The organism is Haloferula sp. BvORR071 (genome assembly GCF_000739615.1).
In the GTDB taxonomy this organism is placed as follows: Bacteria; Verrucomicrobiota; Verrucomicrobiia; order Verrucomicrobiales; family Akkermansiaceae; genus Haloferula.
Window position 1 is genome coordinate 122,216 of sequence record NZ_BATP01000024.1, and the last position, 23,703, is coordinate 145,918.

The 23,703-nt window shown below is 58.5% G+C and carries 21 protein-coding genes; 15 read left to right on the plus strand and 6 right to left on the minus strand.

What is annotated here, in order from left to right; translation table 11 throughout:
• Positions 1-8 precede the first annotated feature (8 nt).
• The 11 genes from BV071_RS13660 to BV071_RS13705 all read left to right on the plus strand — a co-directional run bounded on the left by BV071_RS13660 (position 9) and on the right by BV071_RS13705 (position 14,826).
• Positions 9-575 carry an RNA polymerase sigma factor gene (locus BV071_RS13660; protein WP_052573332.1) on the plus strand — a complete coding sequence of 189 codons (567 nt, stop codon included), beginning with the start codon at positions 9-11 and terminating at the stop codon, positions 573-575.
• A 642-nt stretch (positions 576-1,217) separates the two neighbouring features.
• On the plus strand, positions 1,218-2,462 hold the full coding sequence (locus tag BV071_RS13665) for a TolC family protein (RefSeq protein WP_075090907.1): 1,245 nt from the start codon (positions 1,218-1,220) through the stop codon (positions 2,460-2,462).
• A gap of 8 nt (positions 2,463-2,470) precedes the next feature.
• Complete coding sequence (locus BV071_RS13670) at positions 2,471-4,150, plus strand: efflux RND transporter periplasmic adaptor subunit (protein WP_035608014.1); 1,680 nt, start codon at positions 2,471-2,473, stop codon at positions 4,148-4,150.
• Positions 4,151-4,162: 12 nt separating this feature from the next.
• Positions 4,163-7,567 (plus strand): efflux RND transporter permease subunit, encoded by a 3,405-nt coding sequence (locus tag BV071_RS13675; RefSeq protein ID WP_035608016.1) that lies wholly within the window; start codon positions 4,163-4,165, stop codon positions 7,565-7,567.
• A gap of 39 nt (positions 7,568-7,606) precedes the next feature.
• Positions 7,607-8,197: a hypothetical protein gene (locus BV071_RS32945; protein ID WP_052573333.1), complete on the plus strand. Its 591-nt coding sequence runs from the start codon at positions 7,607-7,609 to the stop codon at positions 8,195-8,197.
• Between the two features lie 96 nt (positions 8,198-8,293).
• Entirely contained in the window at positions 8,294-8,614 is a 321-nt protein-coding gene (locus tag BV071_RS13685; RefSeq protein ID WP_035608018.1) for a hypothetical protein, read from the plus strand.
• 60 nt (positions 8,615-8,674) lie between these two features.
• Positions 8,675-8,929 (plus strand): YHS domain-containing protein, encoded by a 255-nt coding sequence (locus tag BV071_RS13690; RefSeq protein ID WP_052573334.1) that lies wholly within the window; start codon positions 8,675-8,677, stop codon positions 8,927-8,929.
• 67 nt (positions 8,930-8,996) lie between these two features.
• The gene (locus BV071_RS35395) at positions 8,997-9,143 is read left to right on the plus strand and encodes a hypothetical protein (RefSeq protein ID WP_265594410.1); all 147 of its coding nucleotides are present in this window, start codon (positions 8,997-8,999) and stop codon (positions 9,141-9,143) included.
• Positions 9,144-9,266: 123 nt separating this feature from the next.
• Positions 9,267-11,807 carry a multicopper oxidase domain-containing protein gene (locus BV071_RS13695; RefSeq protein WP_035608020.1) on the plus strand — a complete coding sequence of 847 codons (2,541 nt, stop codon included), beginning with the start codon at positions 9,267-9,269 and terminating at the stop codon, positions 11,805-11,807.
• Positions 11,808-11,903: 96 nt separating this feature from the next.
• Positions 11,904-12,353 carry a MerR family transcriptional regulator gene (locus tag BV071_RS13700; RefSeq protein WP_052573335.1) on the plus strand — a complete coding sequence of 150 codons (450 nt, stop codon included), beginning with the start codon at positions 11,904-11,906 and terminating at the stop codon, positions 12,351-12,353.
• Positions 12,343-14,826, plus strand: a complete 2,484-nt coding sequence (locus BV071_RS13705) for a copper-translocating P-type ATPase (protein WP_081885978.1) — start codon at positions 12,343-12,345, stop codon at positions 14,824-14,826. Before BV071_RS13700 ends, BV071_RS13705 begins: the two co-directional genes overlap by 11 nt.
• 1,101 nt (positions 14,827-15,927) lie before the next feature.
• On the opposite strand, the gene BV071_RS13715 is transcribed toward BV071_RS13705, so the two are convergent.
• Both BV071_RS13715 and BV071_RS13720 read right to left on the minus strand, forming a co-directional pair.
• On the minus strand, positions 15,928-16,215 hold the full coding sequence (locus BV071_RS13715) for a hypothetical protein (protein WP_035608024.1): 288 nt from the start codon (positions 16,213-16,215) through the stop codon (positions 15,928-15,930).
• A 328-nt stretch (positions 16,216-16,543) separates the two neighbouring features.
• Positions 16,544-16,885 carry a hypothetical protein gene (locus BV071_RS13720; protein ID WP_035608026.1) on the minus strand — a complete coding sequence of 114 codons (342 nt, stop codon included), beginning with the start codon at positions 16,883-16,885 and terminating at the stop codon, positions 16,544-16,546.
• Positions 16,886-17,083: 198 nt separating this feature from the next.
• On the opposite strand from BV071_RS13720, the gene BV071_RS13725 reads away from it, so the two are divergent.
• The 3 genes from BV071_RS13725 to BV071_RS13735 all read left to right on the plus strand — a co-directional run bounded on the left by BV071_RS13725 (position 17,084) and on the right by BV071_RS13735 (position 19,257).
• Positions 17,084-17,539 (plus strand): Hsp20/alpha crystallin family protein, encoded by a 456-nt coding sequence (locus BV071_RS13725; RefSeq protein ID WP_035608028.1) that lies wholly within the window; start codon positions 17,084-17,086, stop codon positions 17,537-17,539.
• Positions 17,540-17,691: 152 nt separating this feature from the next.
• Positions 17,692-18,624 (plus strand): Hsp20 family protein, encoded by a 933-nt coding sequence (locus tag BV071_RS13730; RefSeq protein WP_265594411.1) that lies wholly within the window; start codon positions 17,692-17,694, stop codon positions 18,622-18,624.
• A gap of 210 nt (positions 18,625-18,834) precedes the next feature.
• A complete protein-coding gene (locus BV071_RS13735; RefSeq protein ID WP_265594412.1) occupies positions 18,835-19,257 on the plus strand; it encodes a hypothetical protein in 423 nt (140 codons plus the stop codon).
• 27 nt (positions 19,258-19,284) lie between these two features.
• On the opposite strand, the gene BV071_RS13740 is transcribed toward BV071_RS13735, so the two are convergent.
• Positions 19,285-19,557 carry a hypothetical protein gene (locus tag BV071_RS13740; protein WP_081885980.1) on the minus strand — a complete coding sequence of 91 codons (273 nt, stop codon included), beginning with the start codon at positions 19,555-19,557 and terminating at the stop codon, positions 19,285-19,287.
• Between BV071_RS13740 and BV071_RS13745 the strand changes: the two genes are divergently transcribed.
• A complete protein-coding gene (locus BV071_RS13745; protein WP_081885981.1) occupies positions 19,556-21,424 on the plus strand; it encodes a glycosyl hydrolase family 28-related protein in 1,869 nt (622 codons plus the stop codon). The genes BV071_RS13740 and BV071_RS13745 overlap by 2 nt on opposite strands.
• 14 nt (positions 21,425-21,438) lie before the next feature.
• Here BV071_RS13745 and BV071_RS36130 read toward each other — a convergent pair whose 3' ends face one another.
• From BV071_RS36130 to BV071_RS13760, 3 genes are all read right to left on the minus strand, one after another.
• Entirely contained in the window at positions 21,439-21,522 is an 84-nt protein-coding gene (locus BV071_RS36130) for a sodium-dependent bicarbonate transport family permease (RefSeq protein ID WP_075090912.1), read from the minus strand.
• Positions 21,523-21,619: 97 nt separating this feature from the next.
• Entirely contained in the window at positions 21,620-22,189 is a 570-nt protein-coding gene (locus tag BV071_RS13750; protein WP_265594413.1) for a hypothetical protein, read from the minus strand.
• Between the two features lie 660 nt (positions 22,190-22,849).
• Positions 22,850-23,317, minus strand: coding sequence for a JAB domain-containing protein (locus tag BV071_RS13760; RefSeq protein WP_052573337.1), 468 nt, complete (start codon positions 23,315-23,317; stop codon positions 22,850-22,852).
• Positions 23,318-23,703: the final 386 nt, after the last annotated feature.

A 23,703-nucleotide genomic window follows, 5' to 3' on the forward strand; every position in this document is an offset into this window, starting at 1 on the left:
TGCCTCCCATGGAATCCTCGGATCCCGAATTGATGGCAAGACTGGCCACCGGCGATGACCTTGCGCTGAATACTCTGATGGACCGCTGGGGCCAAAGGGTCAGCGCATTCCTCTTCCGGATGACTGGGAACCGGGAAACCTCCCTGGATCTCGCCCAGGAAACTTTCGTAAAACTCTATCAAGCCCGCGATCGCTACCGGTCCAACGGTACCTTCTCGACCTATCTCTTCGCGATTGCCTCCAATCTGGCTCGTAATCACGCCCGCTGGAAAGCTCGTCATCCGACTCTCTCCATCGATGGTCCGCAGGGAGAAACCGGATGCTGCGCGGAGGAAGCGGTGGATCCAGGAAGAAGTCCCGAGGAAGTGGCTTCAGCTTCCGAAAAAAGTGCAGCAGTCGACAAAGCTTTTCAGAAACTCCCGGATGACCTGCGCGAGGCAATGTCCCTGTTCATCTACGAGGGAATGGGCTACTCGGATATTGCGGCGCTCTCCGGCTGTAGTCCCAAGGCAATCGAGACCCGCATCTACCGCGCCAGACAGATTCTCAAAGAGCAGTTGAAGGATTTCCTCTGATTCACGGTTCCACTGCCCAAAGCCGGTGACCTGAGCTTGCCAGACGATTTAGGGAAAATTCTCCCGAGTTTTTTCAAGGGTTTAGTAGTTCTCCGGGTTTTTACCGACAGAAGGCCAAGCAAAAGCGATTCCAGCTGGAGTTTTTTGGCCATAAGTTGCAGATTTTCAACGATGGTATTCTGGAATGTCATGACTGGCTTGGTTCTGGGGCTGATCCTTCAGCTTTCCCAGATGTCGGCCGGTATTTCCCAGTGCCTCGCCCGCCCCAGCACCTGTCAGCTTTCCACAAGCTGTCCCTGCACAAAGTCCAAGGGAGCCTGTTCCTGTGCCAAGAGCACCGAGCACAAACCAACCCCTTCACCGTCCCGCCCGGACTCCAAGTCGGTAAAGCTGGATCCCATCGCCCCGGGTGCCCGGGAATCACTCGCTTTCGTCAGTCACATCCCTCCACCAGTAACCGAGCCTCTCTCTGATCGTCCGGTGAGCATGAAGGGCCACGCCGGCCTGTCGCTCAACGTCTCGTTCTGCCGGTTCATCATCTGAGATCGCGCCTTTACAGGCGTACTGTGCCCGCATGTCGCGCCACGTCAGGCGTAAGCGGGCAATCCGGACCACTTCGTCCTGATCTCAAAATGGTGACCAATGAACACACGACTCTTTATTCTGACCGGCTTCCTCGTGGCCGGGAGCAACCTGCTGGCCGCAGAATCCCAGGTTACAACTGATCGCTTCCTCGCGCCCCTCCGAGCTGAGGCGTCCCGTAAACATCCCGCGGCAAAAGCTGCTGAACTCAAGGCTGGAGCCGCCGCCAAAGATGTGAGGGCAGTGCGGCTCTGGGATGACCCCATGGTCGGCCTCATGCTGATGGGGGCAGAAAAGAAAATGCGGATGGACGACGGCGACATCCGCTTGAGTCTCGAACAGCCGCTTCCACGTCCCGGCCTCTTTGAGGCAAACCGTTCCAAGGCCGATGCAATTCGTCGGGCAGAGAGCCAAAACGCGCAGACCAGCAGTCTCAACGCCGGGGCGGCCGCAGCCAAGGATGCAATTGAACTCGCTCTCGCCGACGAGTCGATCCGTCTCCAGGACGAGCAGATCCGCTGGATGCGTGCAATGGCAGACAATGCCCGCCAACGGGCATTGAATCCGGAGCAAACCAGCGTCGATGCCCTGCGACTCGAAAGCGAACTTGCACGCGAAGAACAGATCCTGGAATCCGCGAAGCGCACCCGAAAAAGCATCTCCGAACGTCTGAACCTAAGTCTTGGACGTCCCTTAGAAAAGGAATGGCCCAGACTCAATCTGCCGGCGACACCGCCGCCAACACCGATCGGAACCGCCGAGGTAACCAGAATCGCAAGGGTAAACCCCCGCGTGCTCGCGATGAAGGAGATGGCCGCTGCCGCCGGTGCCGAAACCCGGATCGCGGACCGCGAAAGATTGCCGGGCGTCTCCCTAGCGGTTGAAAGCAGCATGTATTCCGGCGGTGATCTCAGGAGCGCGTCGTTCGGAGTGAAAATGAACCTGCCATGGTTCAATGAACAATCTTATCAGGCCAAGATTGATGCCGCCCGTCTGCGCGAGAAATCGGCGGCACACGATGTCGATGCGGTGGTCCGTGAAATCGCCGACCAAGTCCTGGCACTCGCCAACGATGCCGCCAATGCAGCGGCACAATCCAGGGCCTACTCCGGCGACGTATTCGCCAAGAGCCAAGAGGCAACCCGCACCTTGGAGACTTCCTGGATCAGTTCGAAAGCAACCTTGACCGACCTGCTCGACGCCAACCGGTTGATCTTCTCACTCCGCCTCGAACAACGGCGCTACATCGCCATGCAACTCTCCGCACTCGAAGACCTCCGGGTGCTGGTCCCAGACCGCCGCTGAACACAGCCATGAAAACTCTTCTTACCGTCATCATCACGGCGCTGATTGCCGCCACCGCGACTTGGTTCGCCAAGGATCGATTCGCTCACTCACCCGCCGCGCCCACCACTTCCGGTGAACGCAAAGTGCTCTACTATCAGAGTGCCATGCATCCGTGGATCAAAAGCGACAAGCCCGGTCGCTGCACGATTTGCGGCATGGAATTAACTCCGGTCTACGAAGGCGAAAAGGGATTCGACAACGCCGGTGGCGAAAACGTCGTCGCCCTCACTCAAAGCCAGATTCAAGTGCTGCATGTCGAAACAGCTGAAGCAAGGCAACAGCAACTGGACCGCAAACTTCACGTCGCAGGAATGATCGACGACAATGCCACACGCCACCGCATTCTTTCCGCCTACGTCGATGGCCGCGTCGAAAAGCTCCATGTGAACTATATCGGTGCAGAAGTAACCGAAGGACAGCCGTTGGCAGATTTCTACAGCCCCACACTTCTCCAGGCCGAAAGGGAATATCGGCAACTGACCGGCGAGCTGAAATCCAACACCGGCCTGCGCCTTCGCCAGATGGGACTTACCAAGGAGCAGATCGCCAAACTGGAATCCAAACCGGCAGAAGTCCTCTCGAGCGAGATCATCGCCCCAATGAGCGGAACAGTTGTCGCCCAGAATGTCTACGAAGGTCAGTACGTCGCAACCGGTGAAAAGCTCTTCGAAATAGCTGACTTCTCCACGATGTGGTTCATGTTCCGGGCCTATGAAATGGACATGCCGTGGATCCAGATCGGGCAAATCGTTCGCGTTACGACCCCGGCGATTCCCGGTAAATCCTTTGAAGGCAAGATCACGTTCATTGACCCGAACTTCGACGAAGCCACGCGCTCCACGAAGATCCGGGTGGAGCTGCCCAACCCGCTGGTGGATGGTCGACGGACCCTTCTCCATCGTCTCTATGCCGACGGCGAAGTTCAGATAACCACCCCTTCCGTTCTATCGGTCCCACGTTCCTCAGTGATCGAAACGGGTCGCGAGGCCGTTGTCTATATCGACCGCGAAGGAGCTGCCTACGAACGCGCCGTCGTAAGACTCGGCCGCCGTGGAGACCAGCTCGTGGAAATCCTCTCCGGCTTGAACGCCGGCGACCATGTCGTCACCAATGGCAACCTCCTTCTCGACGGACAGGCGGAAATGAACCGGTCCTTCATGACCGGTAGCGAGCCGAAAAAGGCCAAGCCAGGAGCGTCATTGAACAATGAGCAGCAGGTGGCTGTGAACGAGTTTCTTAACCTCGCTGATGCAATGGCAAAGGCGCTATCCGCCGATGATCTCGCCGCGTTCAACGAGGCAAGCAAACCGGCCATGGAGGCAACCGACAAATTGACAACCGCTCTCGCAGGCAAATCGGAAAAACTGAGCGAACTCTCCGACGCTCGTCACTTCCACGGGTCTAAAGATCTCGTCGATGCCCGCAAGGCTTTCCATCGCTTCGCGCAGGCCGCGGCGGCCGTGCTTGAGCCCCTCCGAACAATGGAGGGAACACCAAAGTTCCATCTCTGGGAATGCCCGATGGTGGATCGCGCAATTCCCGGCGTGCCGAAGAAAGCACGCTGGCTTCAAACCGGAGATCGACCGGGCGCGAACCCGTTCTTCGGAGCCGAGATGCAAGATTGCGGCAAGGAGATCCAACCTTAAACGCCACTTTCCATGATCGAGAAAATCGTTGAATGGAGCCTGAAGAATCGCTTCATCGTTCTCTGCGCTACACTTCTGTTGATCGCGCTCGGCATCCGTGCCGTCCACCTGACACCGGTGGATGCCATCCCCGACCTGACCGAGAACCAGGTTTTGGTCTACGCGGATTACATGGGCCGAAGCCCGCAGGAAGTTGAAGACCAAGTGACCTTCCCGCTTTCCACAGGACTGCAAGGACTCGCAGGCGTGAAGGAAGTCCGCGCCACCTCCATGTTTGGATTCTCGCTGGTAACGGTGATCTTCCAGGACGGTGTCGACACCTACTTCGCCCGCGCACGGGTCCTGGAACGTCTGAACTTTCTTCAGAGCGCCATGCCCTCCGGCGTCACGCCCCAACTCGGGCCCGACGCATCTGGCCTCGGCTGGGTCTATCAATATTACCTCGATGTTGATCCGGAAAAGGCGAAGAACGGCGGCTACGACCTTGCCGAGCTAAGGTCGCTCCAGGACTGGTATATCCGCTACCAGCTTGCCAGCGTTCAAGGCGTCGCGGAAGTGGCCAGCATTGGCGGCTTCGTGAAACAGTATCAGATCGAGCTGTCATCCACCAAGATGCGCTCCGCCAACGTCACAATGATGGAGGTGATGACCGCGGTTCAGAATGCCAACCTCAACGTCGGCGGCAAGGTGGTGGAGGAAAACGGCGCTGAATTTGTGCTCCGTGGAGTAGGACTGGTGACATCCAAGGAGGACCTGGAACTCGTCACCGTGAAGGCGATGGAAGGCACCCCTGTTTATATGAAAGACATCGCTACCGTGCAAATCGGTGGCGACTTTCGGCGAGGCGCGCTCGATGTGAATGGCAAGGAAGTGGTGGGTGGGACCGTCGTGATGCGGACTGGCGAAAATGCCAAGGCCGTCATCGAACGGGTGAAAGAGAAAATCGGCAACATCGCCTCAAGCCTTCCGCCCGGTGTCAGCATCAAGCCCTTCTACGACCGCAGCGAACTCATCGATCATACAATCGACACGCTGAAGCACGCGTTGATCGAAGAGATCATTCTCGTGACCTTGGCCCATATCATTTTCCTGTGGCACTTCCGCAGCATCCTGATCGTAACGCTGCCCCTTCCGATTTCGATCCTCGTATCCTTCCTGCTGATGAAGGAATTCGGCATCACCAGCAACATCATGTCGCTGACCGGCATTGCGATCGCCATCGGTGTGCTGGTGGACGCCGCTATTGTGGTCACCGAAAATGTGATCCGTCATTGTGAACGCGCGGAAGAGGAAAAGGGAGGAAAGCTCGACACCAAGGAGACCTGGAAGGTGACGCTCATCGCATGCAAACAGGTCGGCCGCCCGATCTTCTTCGCGATGGCGATCATTATCCTCGCCTTTGTCCCTGTCTTTGCCCTGACCGGGCAGGAAGGAAAACTCTTCCACCCTCTCGCCTTCACCAAAACCTTCGCGATGATCGGTTCAACCCTTCTCGCGGTAACTCTGGTGCCGGTGCTCTGCTCGCTGCTGGTTCGAGGCCCGTTCCATTCAGAAGACCGCAACGTGGTGATGAAGTCCCTGCTGAAGATCTACGAGCCAGTTTTGAACTGGGCGCTGAAGCACCGCAAAACCGTTGTAGGCCTCGCAATGCTGATCCTCGCCTTCGCGCTGCTCGAAGCATTCGGTTTGCCTCGCGACACGGTCAAAAAAATCCGGGATGCAGGACATCCGAAGGTCGCGGAAATGGTAACCGGTTTCGGCAAGGAATTCATGCCGCCATTGAACGAAGGCAGCCTGCTCTACATGCCGGTCATGATCCCCAAAACCGGACTCACAGAGATCCAACGGGTGATGTCCTGGCAGGACGAGGTGATGAGCAAAGTTCCGGAAGTCGCCTCGGTTGCCGGAAAACTCGGCCGATTTGAAACCGCGACCGATCCGGCACCCACCGAAATGCTTGAGACCACCATCATGCTAAAGCCCGAGTACATTCCCGATGGACGCTTTAGCGTGAAGAGAAACCCCGCCTGGAGAGAAGGCATGACGGTGGAGAAATTGAAAGCCGAGCTGACCGAAACGATGAAGCAGGTTCCCGGCTACGTCCCTGCATTCCTCCAGCCGATCGAAAACCGGATCCTGATGCTCTACACCGGCATCCGCGCACAAGTCGGCGTCAAAATCTACGGCGACAACCTCGACAAAATCCAGCGCAAGGCATTCGAGGTGGAGAAAGTGATTCGGGGCATCGAAGGTGCTGCTGGCGTGTCGCCGTCCCGCGTCCAAGGCAAGCCTTACCTGAATATTGAGGTGAACCGTGAGGCCATGGCCCGCTATGGACTCAGTGCCAAGGATGTTCTCGATGCGGTTGAAGTCGCAATCGGCGGCAAAAACGTCAGCACGACCATTGAAGGAAGACAACGCTTCCCAATCCAGATTCGGGTGCAGCGCAGCGAGCGAGACGACATCGAGAAACTCAGCCGTATCCTGATCGCAGCGAAACCCGGAATGTCCGCGGCTCCAGCACAGGCGGCTGGAGCAGGCATGGCAGGGGGAATGGGAGGCGGTGGTGGCTCAGCTCCCGCACCCGCAATGGCGGGAGCCAACGAAGGGGAAGTGGTTCCCTATATCCCCTTGGGGATGGTGGCCAAAATCACCCGCGATGTTGGGGCCAATGAAATCGCTTCAGAGAATGGCCTGCTCCGTTCCTATGTGCAGGCCAATGTCCAAGATCGCGATCTCGGGGGCTTCGTCCAAGAGGTTGAGCAAAAGCTCCAGAAGCTCGATTGGGAGGGGATGACCTACAAGATGACCGGAGAGTACGAGAACCAGCGCCGCTTCGTCAAAACCATGCAACTCGTGTTTCCAATCGTGCTGATGATCATCTTCGTTCTTCTCTACTTCGTCTACCACAGCGCACTCGAAGCCGCTCATGTGATGCTCGCAGTTCCCTTCGCCCTGAGCGGCGGCGTTCTGCTCCAGAAGCTCCTTGGTTATAATTTCAACGGCGCAGTCTGGGTCGGCTACATCGCACTATTCGGAACTGCGGTCCAGACAGGTGTCGTCATGGTGGTGTATCTGGAGGAAACCGTGAAAGCCCGCCTGGCAGAAAAAGGTGATAGCTTTACCTACCAGGATCTTGTCCAAGCGGTGAAAGACGGTGCACGGCTACGCCTTCGCCCCAAAGTGATGACCGTGGCCACAATCGTCGCCAGTTTGCTGCCGATCATGTGGAGCCATCGGCAGGGTGCTGAAATCATGAAGCCGCTGGCTACTCCGGTGATTGGCGGAATGATCTCAAGCCTCATCCATATCCTGATCGTAACCCCCGTGATCTTTCTCTGGCTTCGCGGGCGGGAGTTCAAAAAAGGCCAGTTACATGGGACTTTGGGAAGCCAACCTTCAATGATGGATGTTTAGTTCAAGGGTTCTGCCTGAATCAGGTTTCTAACTGATGATATGAAACTACAGCACATCGCCTTGGGGATTGCGGCAACCCTCCCAACTGCCGCTCGCGCCTCGCAGGAAACCTACGAGAAACATGCACCGAAACTGGTGTTCGGTCTCGACGCCCCACACCTGCATCTCCTGACCAACCATATCCCGATCTTTGTTACGTTCTCGGGTCTGATCGTGATGAGTGTCGCCTTGAGGAAGCGGGATCATCTGGCGAGGCAAATCGCACTGGTTCTTGTCTCCATTGGAAACGCCGGAGCACTCCTCACCTATTGGCTGGGACAGCAATCCTACAAGGCCGTTCGCGGACTCGCTGACGAGAGTGGCCAAGACTGGCTTGATCTCCACATGGAACGAGCCGAACGGGTGGTTTGGCTCTATTGGCTGGCTCTAGTCGTTTCAGTGGCAGCCTTGGTGTGGTGCTGGCGAGGCCGGCGGTTCACCGCCCTTGCGACCTGGGCCGCTACCGCTTTCGCTGCCATTTCTTTAGGGCTGGCAGGCTGGATTGCCGATGCAGGAGGCAAAATCAGACATTCGGAATTCCGTGGAATGGAACCGACCCCCGAAGCCGAAGAAGCCCCGCACAGCCACTGAGAAATTTCTCAAAATCGTTCAAGGGTCTGACGCCCGACCGGACATTCACCAAGCATACGGACCACGGGTCCACGACGAAACCAGTACAACAAGAACATGAAATTCCGCATCAGCTCGATCATCGCCGCCGCCACCATTGTATTCGCTGGCCTGGCTGCTGCCAACCCCGGCCACGACCACGGCAAGGAAGAGCCCAAGAAGGAAGAGCCGAAGAAAGAGGAAACCAAGAAGGACGACGGCAAGGTCAAGCCCTACAAGCCCGACACCTGCATCGTCTCCGGCGACAAGCTGGGCGAGATGGGGAAGCCGGTGTCTTTTGAATACAAGGGCCAGGAGATCAAGCTCTGCTGCAAGGACTGCCGCAAGGACTTCGACAAGGATCCTGCCAAGTATCTGAAGAAGCTCGAAGAGAAGTGACGGTGGCCGAGGAAGGCCCGCCCCAACGGACTTAGAATCTAACACACGCGCATCAATCCAATGAATACACTCCTGAAAATCGCCGCAGCCTCTGCATTCGCAGCTTTTGCCTCCTGCGCCGCCAGCGGCACCCAAGTTGTATCAGGCGCTAAATCCTATCCCCGCAGCACCTGCCTTGTGACCGACAACGCCATTGGCTCGATGGGCTCTCCAGTGACAAAGGTCTACAAGGGTCAGGAGGTGAAATTCTGCTGCCGGCCCTGCGTCGCCAAATTCGAGAAGGACCCGGAACGCTATCTCGCCAAAATCCGCTGAACAGCGGCTCCAATCGCAGGGCCCACCTTGAATATGGTCTATTCCGCGGTTAATTTCCCCGATTGCCATGAAAACAACTCTACTAGTCCTAGCCGCGGCCATCATCACTGCCATCACCAGCTGTGCTTCGAGCGGCGGAGCGCCCGCTAGTTCCCAGCATGACAGCATGCCTGGAATGACCGTGGAAGAGCACGCCAAGATGCAGAAGCGCTAGGCGCGCGAACTAGCTAGGCGCGCGAACTACCTTGGCTCACCGAGCTATCGCCCAAGGTCGCCAACCCAATTCCCGGGGGGGGCGGCTTTGGCATTTTCGACAAAACCCTCTTTCGAACGCAGAATGAAAAAAATCCGCATCCTCCTCTTGCTTCTGATCACAGGCTGCGCCGGAGCCAAAGAGGTCTTCTACGACCTCACCATTGCCGCACAACACGTCAATATCACCGGCAAGCCTGTCCACGCGATGACCATCAACGGCGGCATTCCCGGGCCGACGCTCCGCTTCAAGGAAGGGGATGCCGCGGTGATCAACGTGCACAACAACATGAAGCACGAAACGTCGATCCACTGGCATGGCATGCTGGTGCCTCCCGACATGGACGGAGTTCCCTTCGTTTCGTTTCCTCCGATCAAGCCGGGAGCGACCTTCACGTATCGATTTCCAATCCGGCAAAATGGAACCTATTGGTATCATTCGCACACTCACCTTCAGGAGCAGATCGGAGTCTATGGCTCAATTGTGATCGATCCGAAGTCCGGACGTGAGAGTTCCAAGGAGCACGTCGTGGTTCTCTCCGATTGGACGAACCGGAACCCCCCGGAGGTCCTGCGCACCTTGAGGCGCGGATCGGAGTTCTTCAGCATTGAAAAGAAGACCGCCCAGAGCGTTCTCGGCGCGGCAAAGACCGGAACACTGAGCGACTTTTTCCAACGCGAGGCCATGCGGATGCCTGCAATGGATCTCTCTGACGTCGCTTACGACGCTTTCATTACAAATGGCAAGCCGGAGGAGTCGATAGCCGCACGGCCCGGCCAGACCGTCCGTCTGAGAATCATCAATGCCGCGGCAGGAAGCTATTTCCACATGAACTGGGCCGGCGGTCCTTTGACCATCGTTGCTGCCGATGGTCAGCGCGTTGAGCCGGTGCGGATGGATGAGCCCCTCTTGATCGCCATTGCCGAGACTTACGATGTCTTGGTGAAGGTTCCGGCAGACGGTTCCTATGAGTTTCGCTCAACCGCCCAGGACGGTTCCGGAAAGACGTCGCTTTGGATCGGGACCGGAGAGAAGCACTTTGCGAAGGATATCCCCAAGCCGTTTGTCTACGAAAGCATGATGGGCTTCGACCTGAAGCATCTCCTGGCACTCACGCCCCAGGGAACCATGGGAATGAACGATCGGATGGTTGAAAGTGGAGCCTTCGACAAGCCCGGGATGAACATGGGTTCCATGGGCCATGGCAGCGACATGGGAGGGATGAACCACGGCGGGATGAACATGAATAGGATGGATCACGGCTCGACGGAGATGGGTGGGATGAAGCACAAGAAGATGGCCATGGAAGGGATGAGTGAGGAGGTCCACACGGCCATGCAGGGAATGGATCATTCCAAGATGGACATGCCGGACATGAAGAAGGAGCAGGAGGGAGACGTCGGCAAGATGGACCACACCCAAATGCGGCACGGGTCCGACATGGGGATGGGAACCATGGACCACAGCAATATGAAGGATGGGGCTGGAATGGCCATGGGGGCAATGAGCCAAGACAGCATGCAGGGAATGGACATGGGCGGTGGCATGGGAGGAATGAAAGGCATGAAGCATAATCCTCCAAAGTTGTACGACTTTCTCCTCCGTGAGGACGCGGCACGGGCACCCATGCTGATGTCGGATGGAATGCCTCCAGACAGGCCATTCTCACCCTACAAGAAGCTCCGCGCCTTGAAGGACACCTCCCTTCCCGACAACGCACCCCGCCGGACTTTTCGCCTGACCCTGGACGGAGAAATGGGACGCTATGTTTGGATGATCAACAATCGACCTCTTTCACCAGACGACGACCTTCACATCAAGGAGGGAGAGGTCGTGCAGTTCATCATGATCAACCGGACGATGATGCACCACCCAATGCACCTTCACGGCCACTTCTTCCGCGTCATCAATGGCCAAGGCGACCGCTCACCGCTGAAGCACACCGTCAACGTCGAACCGATGTCGACCACGGTCATCGAGTTCATGGCCAACGAACCCGGGGACTGGTTCTTCCATTGCCACATTCTCTACCACATGATGAGCGGCATGGCTCGGGTCGTGCGCTATGAGGGCTTTACTCCTGCCCCGGAAACCGAAGCCATCGGCAATGGCGTTTACGAAGAGCACAATCCGTTCCTCTTCTACGGCTATGCCGATGTGATGAGCAACATGAACCAGGGTCAGATCACTGCCTCGTCATTGCTGAATATTTTCAATCTGGAATGGCAGGCGGGATGGGATGGAGTAAGCGATACCGAATGGGAAACCACGTTTACCTACGAACGCTTCATCAACCGCTTCACCAACGTGTTCGTCGGCGTCCACGCCGAAGGCGTCGACTGGACCCGCGAGGACGAACGCCTCGTTGGCGGGGTACGCTACCTGCTGCCCGGTAACTTTCTCTCCACTGCATGGGTCGACTCGGACGGTGAGGCTCGAATAACCCTTGATCGGGAACTGATGCTGACGCCACGCCTGAGCATTTTCGGTGAGGTCGAATACGACACCCGTGACGACTGGTCCTACCAAGTCGGCCTCAGCTACCTGCTGACAAAATCCCTTTCTGCCACCGCGCTCTGGGATTCCGACTACGGTGTCGGGGCCGGCTTCACCGTTCGCTTCTAGCTTCCTTTCCCCTTTTCCTGCTGGATCCCGCGGTTTTCAGATTTTTCAAAAATACCTCTTGATCCTGTACCTAGCTACAGGGCCTAAGGTAGGTTTATGGAAAGGCCCAAAGCATCCACATTCACGCGAACCTCACTTGCAAAGGCAGCAGGCGTCGGCATCGAAACCCTTCGCTTCTACGAGCAGAAGCAGATCGTCAAATCTCCTGAGAGGAACGGCTCGGGATATCGGGTCTACGGGCAACAGGACCTCGACCAATTGCAGTTCATCCGGCGCGCCCAAGGCCTCGGCTTCTCCCTCACCGAGATCAAGGAGTTGATGGGCTTGACCGGCAACATCCGCACGCCCCGCCGTCAGGTGCGAGAATTCGCCAAGGCGAGACTCAAGACCATCAGGGAGAAAATCAAGGCCCTCCGAGCAATGGAACGCGCACTAGGTGAATTGGTCGAAAAATGCGACGGGAGCGGCCCACTAAAAGGATGCCCGATTGTCGAATTTGTAGGAGGCAAGAACAACAAGTCCAAAGGAGGATGCCATGAACGATGACCATTCAAGCTGCCACCACGGCGACAACGATCAACATAGCCACAGACCGCCCGCGTCCCATGAAAACAAGCAAGACTCCTGCTGCTCTCACGGCAAGACGAGCCAACCGGAGGAAAAATCATGCTGTTCGTCGTCCGCCCCGGAACCGGCCGCAAAGGACGCTACCGTGAAGCAGTCCTGCTGCGGTGGTCACGACGCCCACACACATGGCCACCATCATGACTCCGGCATCACACCGTCCAGCACGGCGAAATACTTCTGCCCAATGTGCCCCGGAGTGGAATCCGACAAGCCGGGCGACTGCCCGAAGTGTGGAATGGCCCTGGAGCGGAATCCGGCATGGCAGGCGGCAAAGAAGACGATCTACACCTGCCCGATGCATCCGGAGGTTGAACAGGATCATCCTGGTGACTGCCCGAAATGCGGAATGCCCCTCGAACCCAAGTTCGTGGCCGATGCCACGGACGACGAAGGGGACGATGAAGCGGCCAAGCTGCAAACCAAGCTCTGGATCAGTGCGCTCCTGGCTCTCCCGGTCTTCCTGCTCGCGATGGGAGAAATGGTCTTACTTGGCAAAATGCCGGTAAGCACTGCCGCGTCCAGTTGGATCCAGTTCACCCTCTCTAGCATTGTTGTGCTCTGGACTGGCGGATTCATTTTCGCAAAGGCGTGGCGTTCACTCCTCCATCGGAGCTTGAACATGTTCACGTTGATCGCGCTCGGAGTTGGCTCTGCTTGGCTCTACAGCACGATCGCCGTCCTTTTCCCGAACCTATTTCCTCACTCCCTGCGTCACGGTGGAGCCGTGGCCGTTTACTTCGAGGCGGCAGCCGTGATCACCAGCCTTGTGATCTTGGGCCAGTGGTTGGAGGCCCGGGCCAGAAGCAAGACCGGCCAAGCCGTCCAAGCACTCCTCGGTCTCGCGGCTAAGACGGCTCGACGTGTTGTCGATGGCAAGGAGGAGGAGGTTCCGCTCGATCAGGTGAAAATGGACGACGTTCTCCGGGTAAGACCGGGTGAAAAGATTCCGGTCGACGGTTCAATCGTCGAGGGCAGCAGCAACGTCGACGAATCCATGATCACCGGTGAGCCGATTCCAGTCGCGAAGCGAACCGGGGATCGTGTGGTGGGAGCCACCATCAACCAAACCGGAGCGTTCACGATGAGAGCCGAGAAGATTGGCTCAGCTACGCTGCTCTCGCAGATCGTGCAAATGGTCGCCGAGGCCCAGCGCAGCCGGGCACCGATTCAGCGCCTCGCGGATCAGGTTTCAGGATGGTTCGTTCCTGCTGTCGTCCTGATTGCATTGCTCACCTTTGCCGGGTGGATGATCTGGGGGCCGGATCCACGCCTCGCCTATGCCATCGCAAATAGCGTGGCAGTCCTGATCATCGCTTGTCCATGTGCTTTGGGACTGGCTACCCCGATGTCGATCATGGTCGGAGTGGGGCGCGGTGCACAGCTCGGCGTCTTGATCCGCGACGCCGCGGCACTTGAGCGTGCTGAGAAGGTGAATTACCTCGTGACGGACAAGACCGGAACGCTCACCGAAGGCCGGCCGGCCGTCAAAAGTATCCAAACCGCAGACGCCCGCAGCGAGGATCAGCTGCTAGCCATCGCCGCCGCCTTGGAATCATTGAGTGAGCATCCACTCGCGCACGCCATCGTCGAAGAGGCTAAATCTCGCAGCCTGTCGCTTCCGGAGGTCAAAAACTTTGATTCTGTGACCGGGGCCGGCATTCAGGGGGAAGTCGAGGGAAGGATGATAAAGATCGGCAAGCCGAGCTGGATTGAAAGCATGTCCATCTCAATTCCCGACACCCTCAGACGTGCATCGGAGGATCTGCAAGCACGCGCCCACACGGTAATCTGGATTGCGGATGGCGAGATTGCTGCGGGCTTCGTCGCGGTGGCTGATCCTATCAAGGATTCGACTCCTCAAGCGGTGAGGTCGCTCCACGACATGGGCTTGAAGCTGGTCATGATGACTGGCGACAATCAGGCAACTGCAGACAAGGTCGGAAAGGAACTGGGAATCGACGATGTTCGCGGGGACATGAGCCCGTCAGACAAGCACCGGGTCGTGAGAGAGCTGCGTGCCCAAGGATCAATCGTCGCCATGGCGGGCGACGGCATCAACGATGCACCGGCGCTGGCTGAAGCCGATGTAGGCGTAGCGATGGGGACCGGAACCGATATCGCCATCCAAAGCTCGGGCATGACGCTGGTCAAAGGAGACTTGCGCGGAATCGCAAGAGCGTTCGGCCTTAGCCGAGCCGTGATGAAGAACATCAGACAGAACCTGTTCTTCGCCTTCTTCTATAACGCAATCGGGGTTCCGGTAGCCGCAGGGATTTTATACCCCTTCACGGGGTGGCTCCTGAATCCGATGATTGCCGGGGCCGCCATGGCACTCAGCAGTGTCTCGGTGATCGGAAACGCTCTCCGCCTCCGCAACCAGAGACTGAACTAAAGTCGACAGGCTTCTATGCCAACGACTGGTGAACATCGGAAGGAAGAACCTCCTTCCCTCGTTGGCGGAAAGATCGCCCAGCCTCCCGTGGCAGAGAGCGCCATAGGCACGGACCTCTTATATACCCGCACCCCCAAAGGCAGTGCAGGACGTTCCTGCGCCCTAACACCCCCGCTGCGCGACATTTAGCGCCGGTGATGGACCTCCGAAATGCCGGAGAGCCTCCGGCCCTTCACCGGCGGTACGGGCACTGGACGCACCAGAGACTTATGACAGCTCCGCCCTATCCTACAGGCCGCGCTCTCTTCAATGGCTGGATCAAGGCCTAAGGCCAAGGCCGAGATATCCCACCCAGTTTCCCGCAATCAGGCAACTTTGCAAGGAGCGCTGCGAGCAAGGGTCTCCATCGCCTCAAGCCTGAGTCATCCCAATGGGAGTGGCTGAGCAAGCGGGCGGTGTGAGCGGAGCGCTACCCGCAGCGTCACATGGGCGCCGATTCATCGTCCGCGGACTTGGGCGTTTTCGCTTCAGACGCCGGCCCTTGCCCCAATCCCAGTTCCTGGGATGGCTGTCGGGGAACTGCGGTATCCAAAATGTAAGACGCGATCGTCTTCAGCTGTTCCCGGCTTCCCTCTGGCATTATTGTTCGCGCCATGGTGAAAGCGTCGAGAAGTTCCGAGTAGAGCCGGTGGGGGTATTTGAGGCGAAGCTCATACAGGCTGCCTATTTCATTTGGTAGCTCTGGTGGCGTCATGGAGGGTCAGCCTGTTCCTGATCAAAGGAATTTTCCATTTATAAATAATGGCAATTTGCCACCATTGGGAGAAGCCGCCCCGGCAAGCTAACCGAGGCGGCCCATCTGCTCAGCTATGGGCCTGTCTGGTGGACGGGAGTTCGGAGAGGCAGGAAGGGGTCGCTCTCGACATAGTAGGCGATCCCTACAATGACGGTGACGACAAGAAGCGCGGCGGCCCCAAAGAAGAGCCCCCACCAATAGTCAGTTGGGTCGGGTTCCATGAATCATCCGATGCATCATACCCGCCGGGCCGTCAAGCGGCGGTGGAGTGGATCCTTGGGAATCGCATGCGCGCGATGGCGGACTTAGTCGTCCTTTACAAGCTCCTCGGCAGCTTGCCGCAGAGCGAACCGTGCCTCCGAGATGTAATGGGAGGTGGGGAGATGCCTTGTCAATTCCCCCGGAACAATCGCGTAAAGCGCTTCCCAGCGAAACTTGCGCAGCTTCTCTACCGTTGGTTCCGGAATGTCCAAGCTCTGTTCAATTGTCCGGGTGATTGCGTCGATGGCAGCGAAGACCTTCAGGTTTTGAATCTGGTCGATGGGATCAATAGTATCCAACAAGGCATTGAGGGCGGCGAAGTAGTGCTTCATCGGCCGCACCGTGCGGGCCTCCCCACGAACTAGCGATGCAAATCACCGCATCGGGGGGTAAGTTGGCGTTCTCTGCCAGCTTTGCCGCCAGTGTCTTCAAAGTCGGATGCGGACAACTTCCCCGAGACCCTTGCTCAGCGAAAAGTCGATGCCGCGTTGGGGTGCATAGCAAAGCGTTTGGCTCTGCCGCATCGGCACATACCACGCTGCCTGCCGAACGAAGCACGCCCATGCACGTCTTGCGGACGGGGGGCAGACGCCTCAACCCCCCCGCGGCAGGACGGGGCCATTGCTCATTGGAAGATGGATGAAGGAGCAGCGAATGAGGTCATTCCTCCGGGCTCGCGGGTTCGACGGCGTCCACGGCCGCAACGAAGTAGGATTCCTCAATGACGAACTGAAGAGATAGACAGCCATCGGTCCGGCTCGCCCTGAGACCACCATGGCAATATTCGCAGTTCTGCGCCTCCTCGTCGTCCCACGCCTTCTCCAACAGCTCGCGGGCGATACGTCTCATTTCATCCGGGATCGGCACCCCGCCGTCTTGTTGGGGGCGCGTGCTGATGTTCCAGCCAACGGCGGCTGCCGCAGCCACAACCTTGGCGAAATTGAACTGGGCCATCGTCGTCTCGATGGCCCTTGAACGGACTTCCGAGGGATCGGGATTCATGGGGAGAAATCATGTACAACTGCCCGGGAATTTCAACCCTTGCAGCGGCGAATCATGGCGCTCTTCAACGAAAAAAATTTCATCTCCTCCAGACAAGATGCCCCGATCCTGTCGCTCCATGATTGAACCGGCTCGCTCGCGACCCGGCGGGGCGAGCGGGCTGGTAGATCAACCACCCGCCTTATCCATACTGGAAATATGAATGCATTGATTCGATGGGACCCGTTCCGCGAGTTGGCTGATGTGCATGGTCGTCTGTCCAGCATCCTCGGCCGCTCCCCGCAGAACGGAACAAGCAACCAAGGTGAAACCCCAGCCTCACCGGATTGGAGTCCGGTGGTGGACATTGCGGAGAACGACGGCGGCTACCTGCTGAAGGTTGAGATCCCGGGTGTCCGGGAGGATGCCGTTTCGGTCCGGATGGAAGGCCGCAGCCTTTCCGTCCAAGGTGAACGCAAGCCCGAATGGAGCGACGACGTGCGCTATCTGCGCATGGAACGCGCCTACGGGGCGTTCTCCCGAGTGTTCCAGCTTCCCGAGAACGTAAACCCGGACAGCGTGGAGGCCAGGTTCAAGCACGGCGTGCTGGAGATCCACATCGCCAAAAGCGAGGCGTCGAAACCCCGGGTGATCGAAATTAAGGGAGAAACCTGAGACGCGCCCGCCGATGAGCCTCTGCAAGATGGCTCAGGCAGCAACCTACATCAACGGATGTGGTGGTCCGCTCCCTATACCGAGCGGGCCACCCGTCCCCACTTCATTATTAGCTCACTCTAACAAAACTATTGTGACCTATGAAATCCCTGTTGGATCGCAAGAAAGGCACCTGTGTGGTGGCGGGTGCAATAGCCGTCGGTGCCGGAGCAGTTGTTTTGACAGCGCCATTGCTCCGGGCCGATGAGGGGAAGGGCCAGGGAGTTCTGGAGAAAATCCAGGACTGGCAGAACGTGATGTCGGATAAGTTCCGCGACACGTGGAAGAGCTTTCGGAAGAGGGGCACTCCCTCGGTCGTATCGGCTTCGATTGATCTCCGCGAACAGGAGAAGAACTACATGCTGCGGCTGGACTTGCCGGGCCGGGACTTGGAGAAGGTGGAAGTCACTCTGAAGGGCGACGTCCTTCATATCGTTGTTCCGGAGGGCGGGCACCTGGGGCGCTACGAGCAAAGCGTGGTGCTTGGCGGAGTCCTGGTTGGAGCCGAACCGGTGATCGAGCGCAAGAAGGAGGATGGCGTCATTACGGTGACCCTTCCCAAGGGCTCCGAAAAAACTGCGCCGCCTTACTTGCGCGCGGTTCCGGCTGCGCCCCTCCTCACTCCCTCCAAGTGGGAGAGAGATGTCCTGAGGCAGATGGATGACCTCCAGAAGGAGATGGATGAGATCTTCCAGAGCGCCTTCGGAAAGGTTTCCGGGTCCCCGGAGCTGTTGGACTACTTCGACCAGCCGAGATTCGGCGCGTTCATCGACGTGAAAGAGGAGGGTTCGAACTACGTTGTCACCGCCTATCTTCCCGAGCGCGACGTGAGTAACGCCAAGACCTCCATCGAGGGCAGAATCCTCAAGATCGAAGCGTCAGCGGAAGACACACCATCAAAGGCGAATGACGGCGAGACCGCTTCGGTGACGCGTCGCGCCTACTACTCGCAGCAACTCACCCTGCCGGGTCCGGTCAAGGCCGACAAAGTGACCGTTGAGAGGAAGGAAGGGCTGCTAAAGGTCGTTGTGCCCAAGGAGGGCTAAAGCCCTCCGCCGCGGCGGGCCGACCAAGAAGTCTTCCCGTCTTGGGCCATCGGCGCATCTCGAAATCGGCCGCCCCTGGCATTTCTGGGGCGGCCGTAACGGGTTGGGGCCGGATGTGCAAATACCGGTCAAGCTCCCGCGGCGATGCGAATAAACCAACAATGAATGATGCTCGGTCACGCCGGGATGCATTCTTTTGAATAAAAAGCTGTGGAACGCGACACCCGAAAACACTCCAGCCATCCGGCGGGATCTGGACACCTGTATTTGCAGGAGAACGTCTCAAGAGCCCTCCGGGAACTGATGGATCCAGTCAAGTCATGGCGCGAGCGCGTGCTGTCGGCCTGCCAATTGGTGCGCAGGTCCCACGACGAGGAATTCTTCACCTACTATATGTCCGACTCGACCTTGGCAGCTTGGCGGGAGTGCGATCCGAATCGCTTCGACAAGCCAGAGGAAGAATTGAGCGATGTGGAAATCCGCGAACTCGCGAGTGCCTTGCGTTGCTATCTGAGGGGTGCGTTGGTGGACGAAGGAATCCGACTCGCAGGTCAAGACCCCAGGCAATTTGATGAGATCGGACTCATCATCGAACGAGATCAGGAAGTCGACCGGCCGCACCGGAATGCTTGAGAAGCAGACAAAGAGCGCGCAATGATCTCAAGAGCGGGTCCCGATGAGATTCGCGAGATGTCCGGCATCGCCGCGCTCGATGATGGCAAGACCGTGCGGTGCCTCAACTTCGGCAAGGCTCTGCTCCGAATGAACGGCAAGCGCCGCGATGGCTTCCACGACCTCGGCCGGCTGAACCTCAAGAAGCCGGCCTACGACATGTGGGCCACGGCGATAGCGCCGCTGCTGGCTGAGTTGATGGAGGCACCGGATCAGAAAAAGAAATGTCCACGAGGCCTCCAGCGTATTCGCTTGGGCCATGAACTTAATCGCCCCCGTCATTGCGCTGGTTGCTTCAGTAGGATTCTCCGCCGCCGAGCCGCCGACAGGCATGTGCTTCCCGGACGATCCAGCCGTGCTCGACGCCAAGCGCCACTTCGGCGCGAAGGGCGACGGCAAGTCGGACGACACTGACGCGCTTCAGCGCGCCATCGACGCAAGCTGCGGGATGGACCCCGGCCACAGGGGCAAGAGCAACGCGTTGTTGCTCCCCGACGGTATTTACAGGCTCACCCGGTCGCTTGTGGTGAAGAGCGCGCTCGGGCCGTGGCTCTACGGGCAGTCCCGCGATGGGGTCGTGTTGAAGCTCGACGATGGCGTGAAGGGCGTGACCGCCGTCCTCCGCACTCATCCGAAAGAGCAAGGCCCTACTTCGGCCGACTGGTTCATGCGAAACCTCCGCCATTTCACAATCGACGTCGGCAACAACCCGGAGACCGACGGGATCCGATATTACGCGACCAACAGCGGAAGTCTCAAGGACGTCCGAATCAGGGGGCGGGGGAAGATCGGCATCAATGCCGGCTTTCTCGAGCAAAGTGGCCCGAACCTTGTGCAGGATGTGGAGATCGATGGCTTCGAGACCGGCGTGCTGAGCCAGTGGATCTGGGGCCAGACCTTGTCGCGCGTCACCATCCGCAATGCTCGCAAGACGGGCGTGATCGTATCCGCGAACGTTGCCGCGATCGAGGATCTCAAGGTGGAGAACACCCCTCTGGGCATCGATATCCAGGTACCCAACGATTGGGCCCACTGGTGCGGAGTTGTCGCGCTTCAAGGGGCAAGTTTCCGAACAACCAGTGCTACGGGCCCAGCCATCCTCAATCGTGGCGTCCTCTACGCGCGTGACGTGACAAGCCACGGCTATCGTCAGGTGCTGGCCGGTGACTCGGCGGGAGGCTCCATCGAGGGCGGAGAGATCGGAGAATATACTTCAACTCCGGGACGCAGGCTGTTCGAGGGGACGCCGCTCCGGTCACTGGGGCTTCCCGTGAAACGCGAGCCGGTGGTGCCGTGGGAAATCGAGCCCGGAAAATGGCTGTGCGCCGACGATTGCGGCGCGGTGGCCGGTGACGGGATCGACGACAGCGACGCGATCCAAAGCGCGATGGACCGCGCGGCGGCGGAAGGGAAGACGGTGGTCTATTTCCGCGGATGCGGCGGCGGTGACCCGAATTGGTTCACCATCTCCAGGCCGGTCCGGGTGCCCGCGCCGGTCCGCCTGGTGACGGGACTTGGATGGGCCCGCATTCTGGGCGAGAAAGACGGAGCTTTCGTAGTGGACGATGCCTCAGCTCCGAGGGTGAAGTTCCAGAATATCGATTCCTTCGGCGGCGCGCCGGTTGCTGTCGTGAACGCTTCCGCCTCCAATGCTCTCATCGTGGAGAGCTGCGGGGTCACCGTTGTCGGCGACGGAGCGGGGGAAATTTTCGCGACCGATTGCCCGGCACATCTCCATCTCAGGAAATCAGGCCAGAAATGCTGGGCACGCCAGCTCAATCCCGAGGGTGCCAGCGATACGGGCCTCGTGCGTAACGACGGCGGCGACCTCTGGTGCCTCGGCGTCAAGCACGAGGGTCGCGGCGTCCGCTTTTCGACTGGACGCGGGGGGAGCACTGAGATCGTGGGTCTGTTCAATTACGGCGGCACCACCGACGAGATGGACCCGCGCCCCAGCTTCGCGATCGAAGACGCCTCATTCAGTGTGGCTGGACTACGGGAGATCGCCTTCGACCAGCACACCGCGCTCAACAAGGTGCGGGAGCGGCGCGGCGATCAGACGCGGACCTTGGACAAGCACACCGAGGGCGGCTGGATCGCATGGCCGCTTTTCAGCGGCTTCAAGTAGGTGCATCGGGTTCACTAGCTGGCGAGGCGCTGGGCGAAGGAAGTGAACAGCGGGATGCCGAGCAGGAGGTTGAAGGGAAATGTGATGCCAACGGCCAGCGGGAGGTACTAGCCGGGATTCGCTTCCGGCCTCCACTCCACCTGTGACCAAACAACATTCCCGGCTCAAACACGACTTGTCGCCGTGAGCACACATTCACTTCATCCGGGTCATTCCCGGCGGCAGCCCATCGCTTTTTGCTCCGCTGGCTTGCTTGTCCATCAGCGAAGGCCCGGGGCCGGGTGAGAAGTTGGGAAGCTGCGCGTTACCCTTGGCGGTTAGCACGCCATTCTTCTCTTCCACGATGATCGCGGAGGGAAAGTAGAGGAAACCGGTCGCATGCCACTCAGACCAGGCGGTCGTATCGGGTTTCCAGTCGCGGCTGGCGTCGCAGGAAAGGCCGGCAAGGTAGCTCCGGGTTACCCCGTTGAGGCGGTCTGCGTCGGACACCGATTGCTTGGTAATCGAACGGACCACGAGCTTCCGCCACTCGACCGGCCACTGGGACTTTCCGTAATAGGTGGACGAGGCCGTTCCGTCCGGCCTGAAGGTCACGTGTTTGACTAACAAGGTAGCGGTCGCGGTCAGCACTTCGGTTTTCTCCGGCGCGGAGAGGGGAGTCAACGTGGCGACAGCGCCCTTGAGGCCGTCTTCAAGCATCTTGGAGACGTTGGTTTGGGCGGAGGCAATCGAACTGAGAAGCAGGATGAAGGAGAGGATGCGCACAGCGAGCAGATGATATGGCAAGTGCGATCAGCAGAGAAGGGAGAACTGAGTGAGAGTTCCCGGAGCAGGAGAAGGGTGAGGGGATTGACGGCTGTAGTGAGATGGAAAGACCGCCTAATGCGGGCTATTTCTGGCCGTGACCCTACCCCCCTACCTCGTACCAGTCGAGAAAGCGCTGGGCGCTCCGCTCGGAACGCCAAGACGTTTCTATCAGGTTCTGGATCATCCGGCCCCGCTGGCTGGCTGCGAGTTCCCGTGTCGTTATCAAGACTGGGGCCGGCTTCATGACCTTGGGTTCAGAAGCGTCGTTTGCCTGGCATCCAAATACCCTGGCTACGATCCCGCACCGCTGTTCTCGTTGGATGCCTGCGAACTCGATGATCTGAGCGTCGCGGCAACACCCGATAGACCTGGTTCCGAGGCGAGTCGCATTCACTGGATTTCCAAAAGAGTTGTCGGGGAGCTTTCTCTTGGCAATGGGGTGTTGGTCCACTGCGCGGCGGGCAGGGGAAGGACCGGAACTTTGCTGGGAGTGGTTCTCCGGATGCTCGGAGTCCCAGCAGTTGAGATCATCCGCTACCTTGATGACCTGCATGTAGCGCGATCGGGGAGGGGATGGCCGGAGAGCCCGTGGCAGTCGCGACTCGTCGAGAGGATACCTCAAATCATTCCCGCCTCGCGAAACGAGAAGTAAGGAGCCCCGCCCAATGCGAGCATGCCGACGATCACGTGATCAAGGAAGCGGAGTTCCATCATTTGGGCGGCTTCGTCGATGCGTCTGGTGAACCTTCTGTCGGCTTCGCTTGGTGAAGGATCTCCGGACGGATGGTTGTGAACCAGCGCGAATCCATAGCTGCCGGTGAGGAGAACGGGGCGAAGCACTTCGCGAACTTTGGCGAGGCATTCATTGAGCGAACCAAGCGAGACCACGTGCCAACCCTTCATCACCAGTCTGGTGTTGAGACAGACCACCACGAGAAGTTCCTTGTCAGGCTCGAAAGTCGGTTCGGCTTCCACCACGTCCCGGAAAAACCGGTAGAGCGCCGCCGGCGAATCTCCGGGGACGGCTGCATCAACAGAGGTGCCAGGAACGGAAACAGGACGAGAGTCGCGGATGATGAACTTCACCCGACCATAAAAAATTGCGGGTCAAGATTGCGAGTTTGGCCTGGTCTCTCCCTCGCTTTGGAATCTTGTTCAAATGCGGCGCTCCGCTCTTGCGATAAGCTCCGACAGCTCCAAGCCTAGACCCTTTGCCACCTTAGCAAGTCCCTCCAGGGACGGTCGCCGGGTGCCCTTCTCATAGTAGGCGATCCCTTGCTGCGAAACGCCGCTCGACTGGGAAAGTGCATAAACGGTCAGCCCCAATTCCTCACGCCGAAGCCTGATCTCTTGCGAGATCGACTCGATGAGGATTTCCGGCCATGGCAACCGCTTCACAGCGTTGGAGGCTAACGGGTGACCGAATTGACAAATACTTCACGGTTGTGATGTATTGCCCGAGTGAATCCCTC

Bases quoted from the DNA above. Each gene is read 5' to 3' on its own strand.
- BV071_RS13700 (WP_052573335.1), top strand. From the start codon at position 11,904: ATGGAAAGGCCCAAAGCATCCACATTCACGCGAACCTCACTTGCAAAG.
- BV071_RS13745 (WP_081885981.1), top strand. From the start codon at position 19,556: ATGAACTTAATCGCCCCCGTCATTGCGCTGGTTGCTTCAGTAGGATTC.
- BV071_RS32945 (WP_052573333.1), top strand. From the start codon at position 7,607: ATGAAACTACAGCACATCGCCTTGGGGATTGCGGCAACCCTCCCAACT.
- BV071_RS13665 (WP_075090907.1), top strand. From the start codon at position 1,218: ATGAACACACGACTCTTTATTCTGACCGGCTTCCTCGTGGCCGGGAGC.
- BV071_RS13740 (WP_081885980.1), bottom strand. From the start codon at position 19,557: ATGGCCCAAGCGAATACGCTGGAGGCCTCGTGGACATTTCTTTTTCTG.
- BV071_RS13675 (WP_035608016.1), top strand. From the start codon at position 4,163: ATGATCGAGAAAATCGTTGAATGGAGCCTGAAGAATCGCTTCATCGTT.
- BV071_RS13715 (WP_035608024.1), bottom strand. From the start codon at position 16,215: ATGAAGCACTACTTCGCCGCCCTCAATGCCTTGTTGGATACTATTGAT.
- BV071_RS13725 (WP_035608028.1), top strand. From the start codon at position 17,084: ATGAATGCATTGATTCGATGGGACCCGTTCCGCGAGTTGGCTGATGTG.
- BV071_RS13695 (WP_035608020.1), top strand. From the start codon at position 9,267: ATGAAAAAAATCCGCATCCTCCTCTTGCTTCTGATCACAGGCTGCGCC.
- BV071_RS13670 (WP_035608014.1), top strand. From the start codon at position 2,471: ATGAAAACTCTTCTTACCGTCATCATCACGGCGCTGATTGCCGCCACC.
- BV071_RS13705 (WP_081885978.1), top strand. From the start codon at position 12,343: ATGAACGATGACCATTCAAGCTGCCACCACGGCGACAACGATCAACAT.
- BV071_RS13660 (WP_052573332.1), top strand. From the start codon at position 9: ATGGAATCCTCGGATCCCGAATTGATGGCAAGACTGGCCACCGGCGAT.
- BV071_RS35395 (WP_265594410.1), top strand. From the start codon at position 8,997: ATGAAAACAACTCTACTAGTCCTAGCCGCGGCCATCATCACTGCCATC.
- BV071_RS13690 (WP_052573334.1), top strand. From the start codon at position 8,675: ATGAATACACTCCTGAAAATCGCCGCAGCCTCTGCATTCGCAGCTTTT.
- BV071_RS13685 (WP_035608018.1), top strand. From the start codon at position 8,294: ATGAAATTCCGCATCAGCTCGATCATCGCCGCCGCCACCATTGTATTC.
- BV071_RS13720 (WP_035608026.1), bottom strand. From the start codon at position 16,885: ATGAATCCCGATCCCTCGGAAGTCCGTTCAAGGGCCATCGAGACGACG.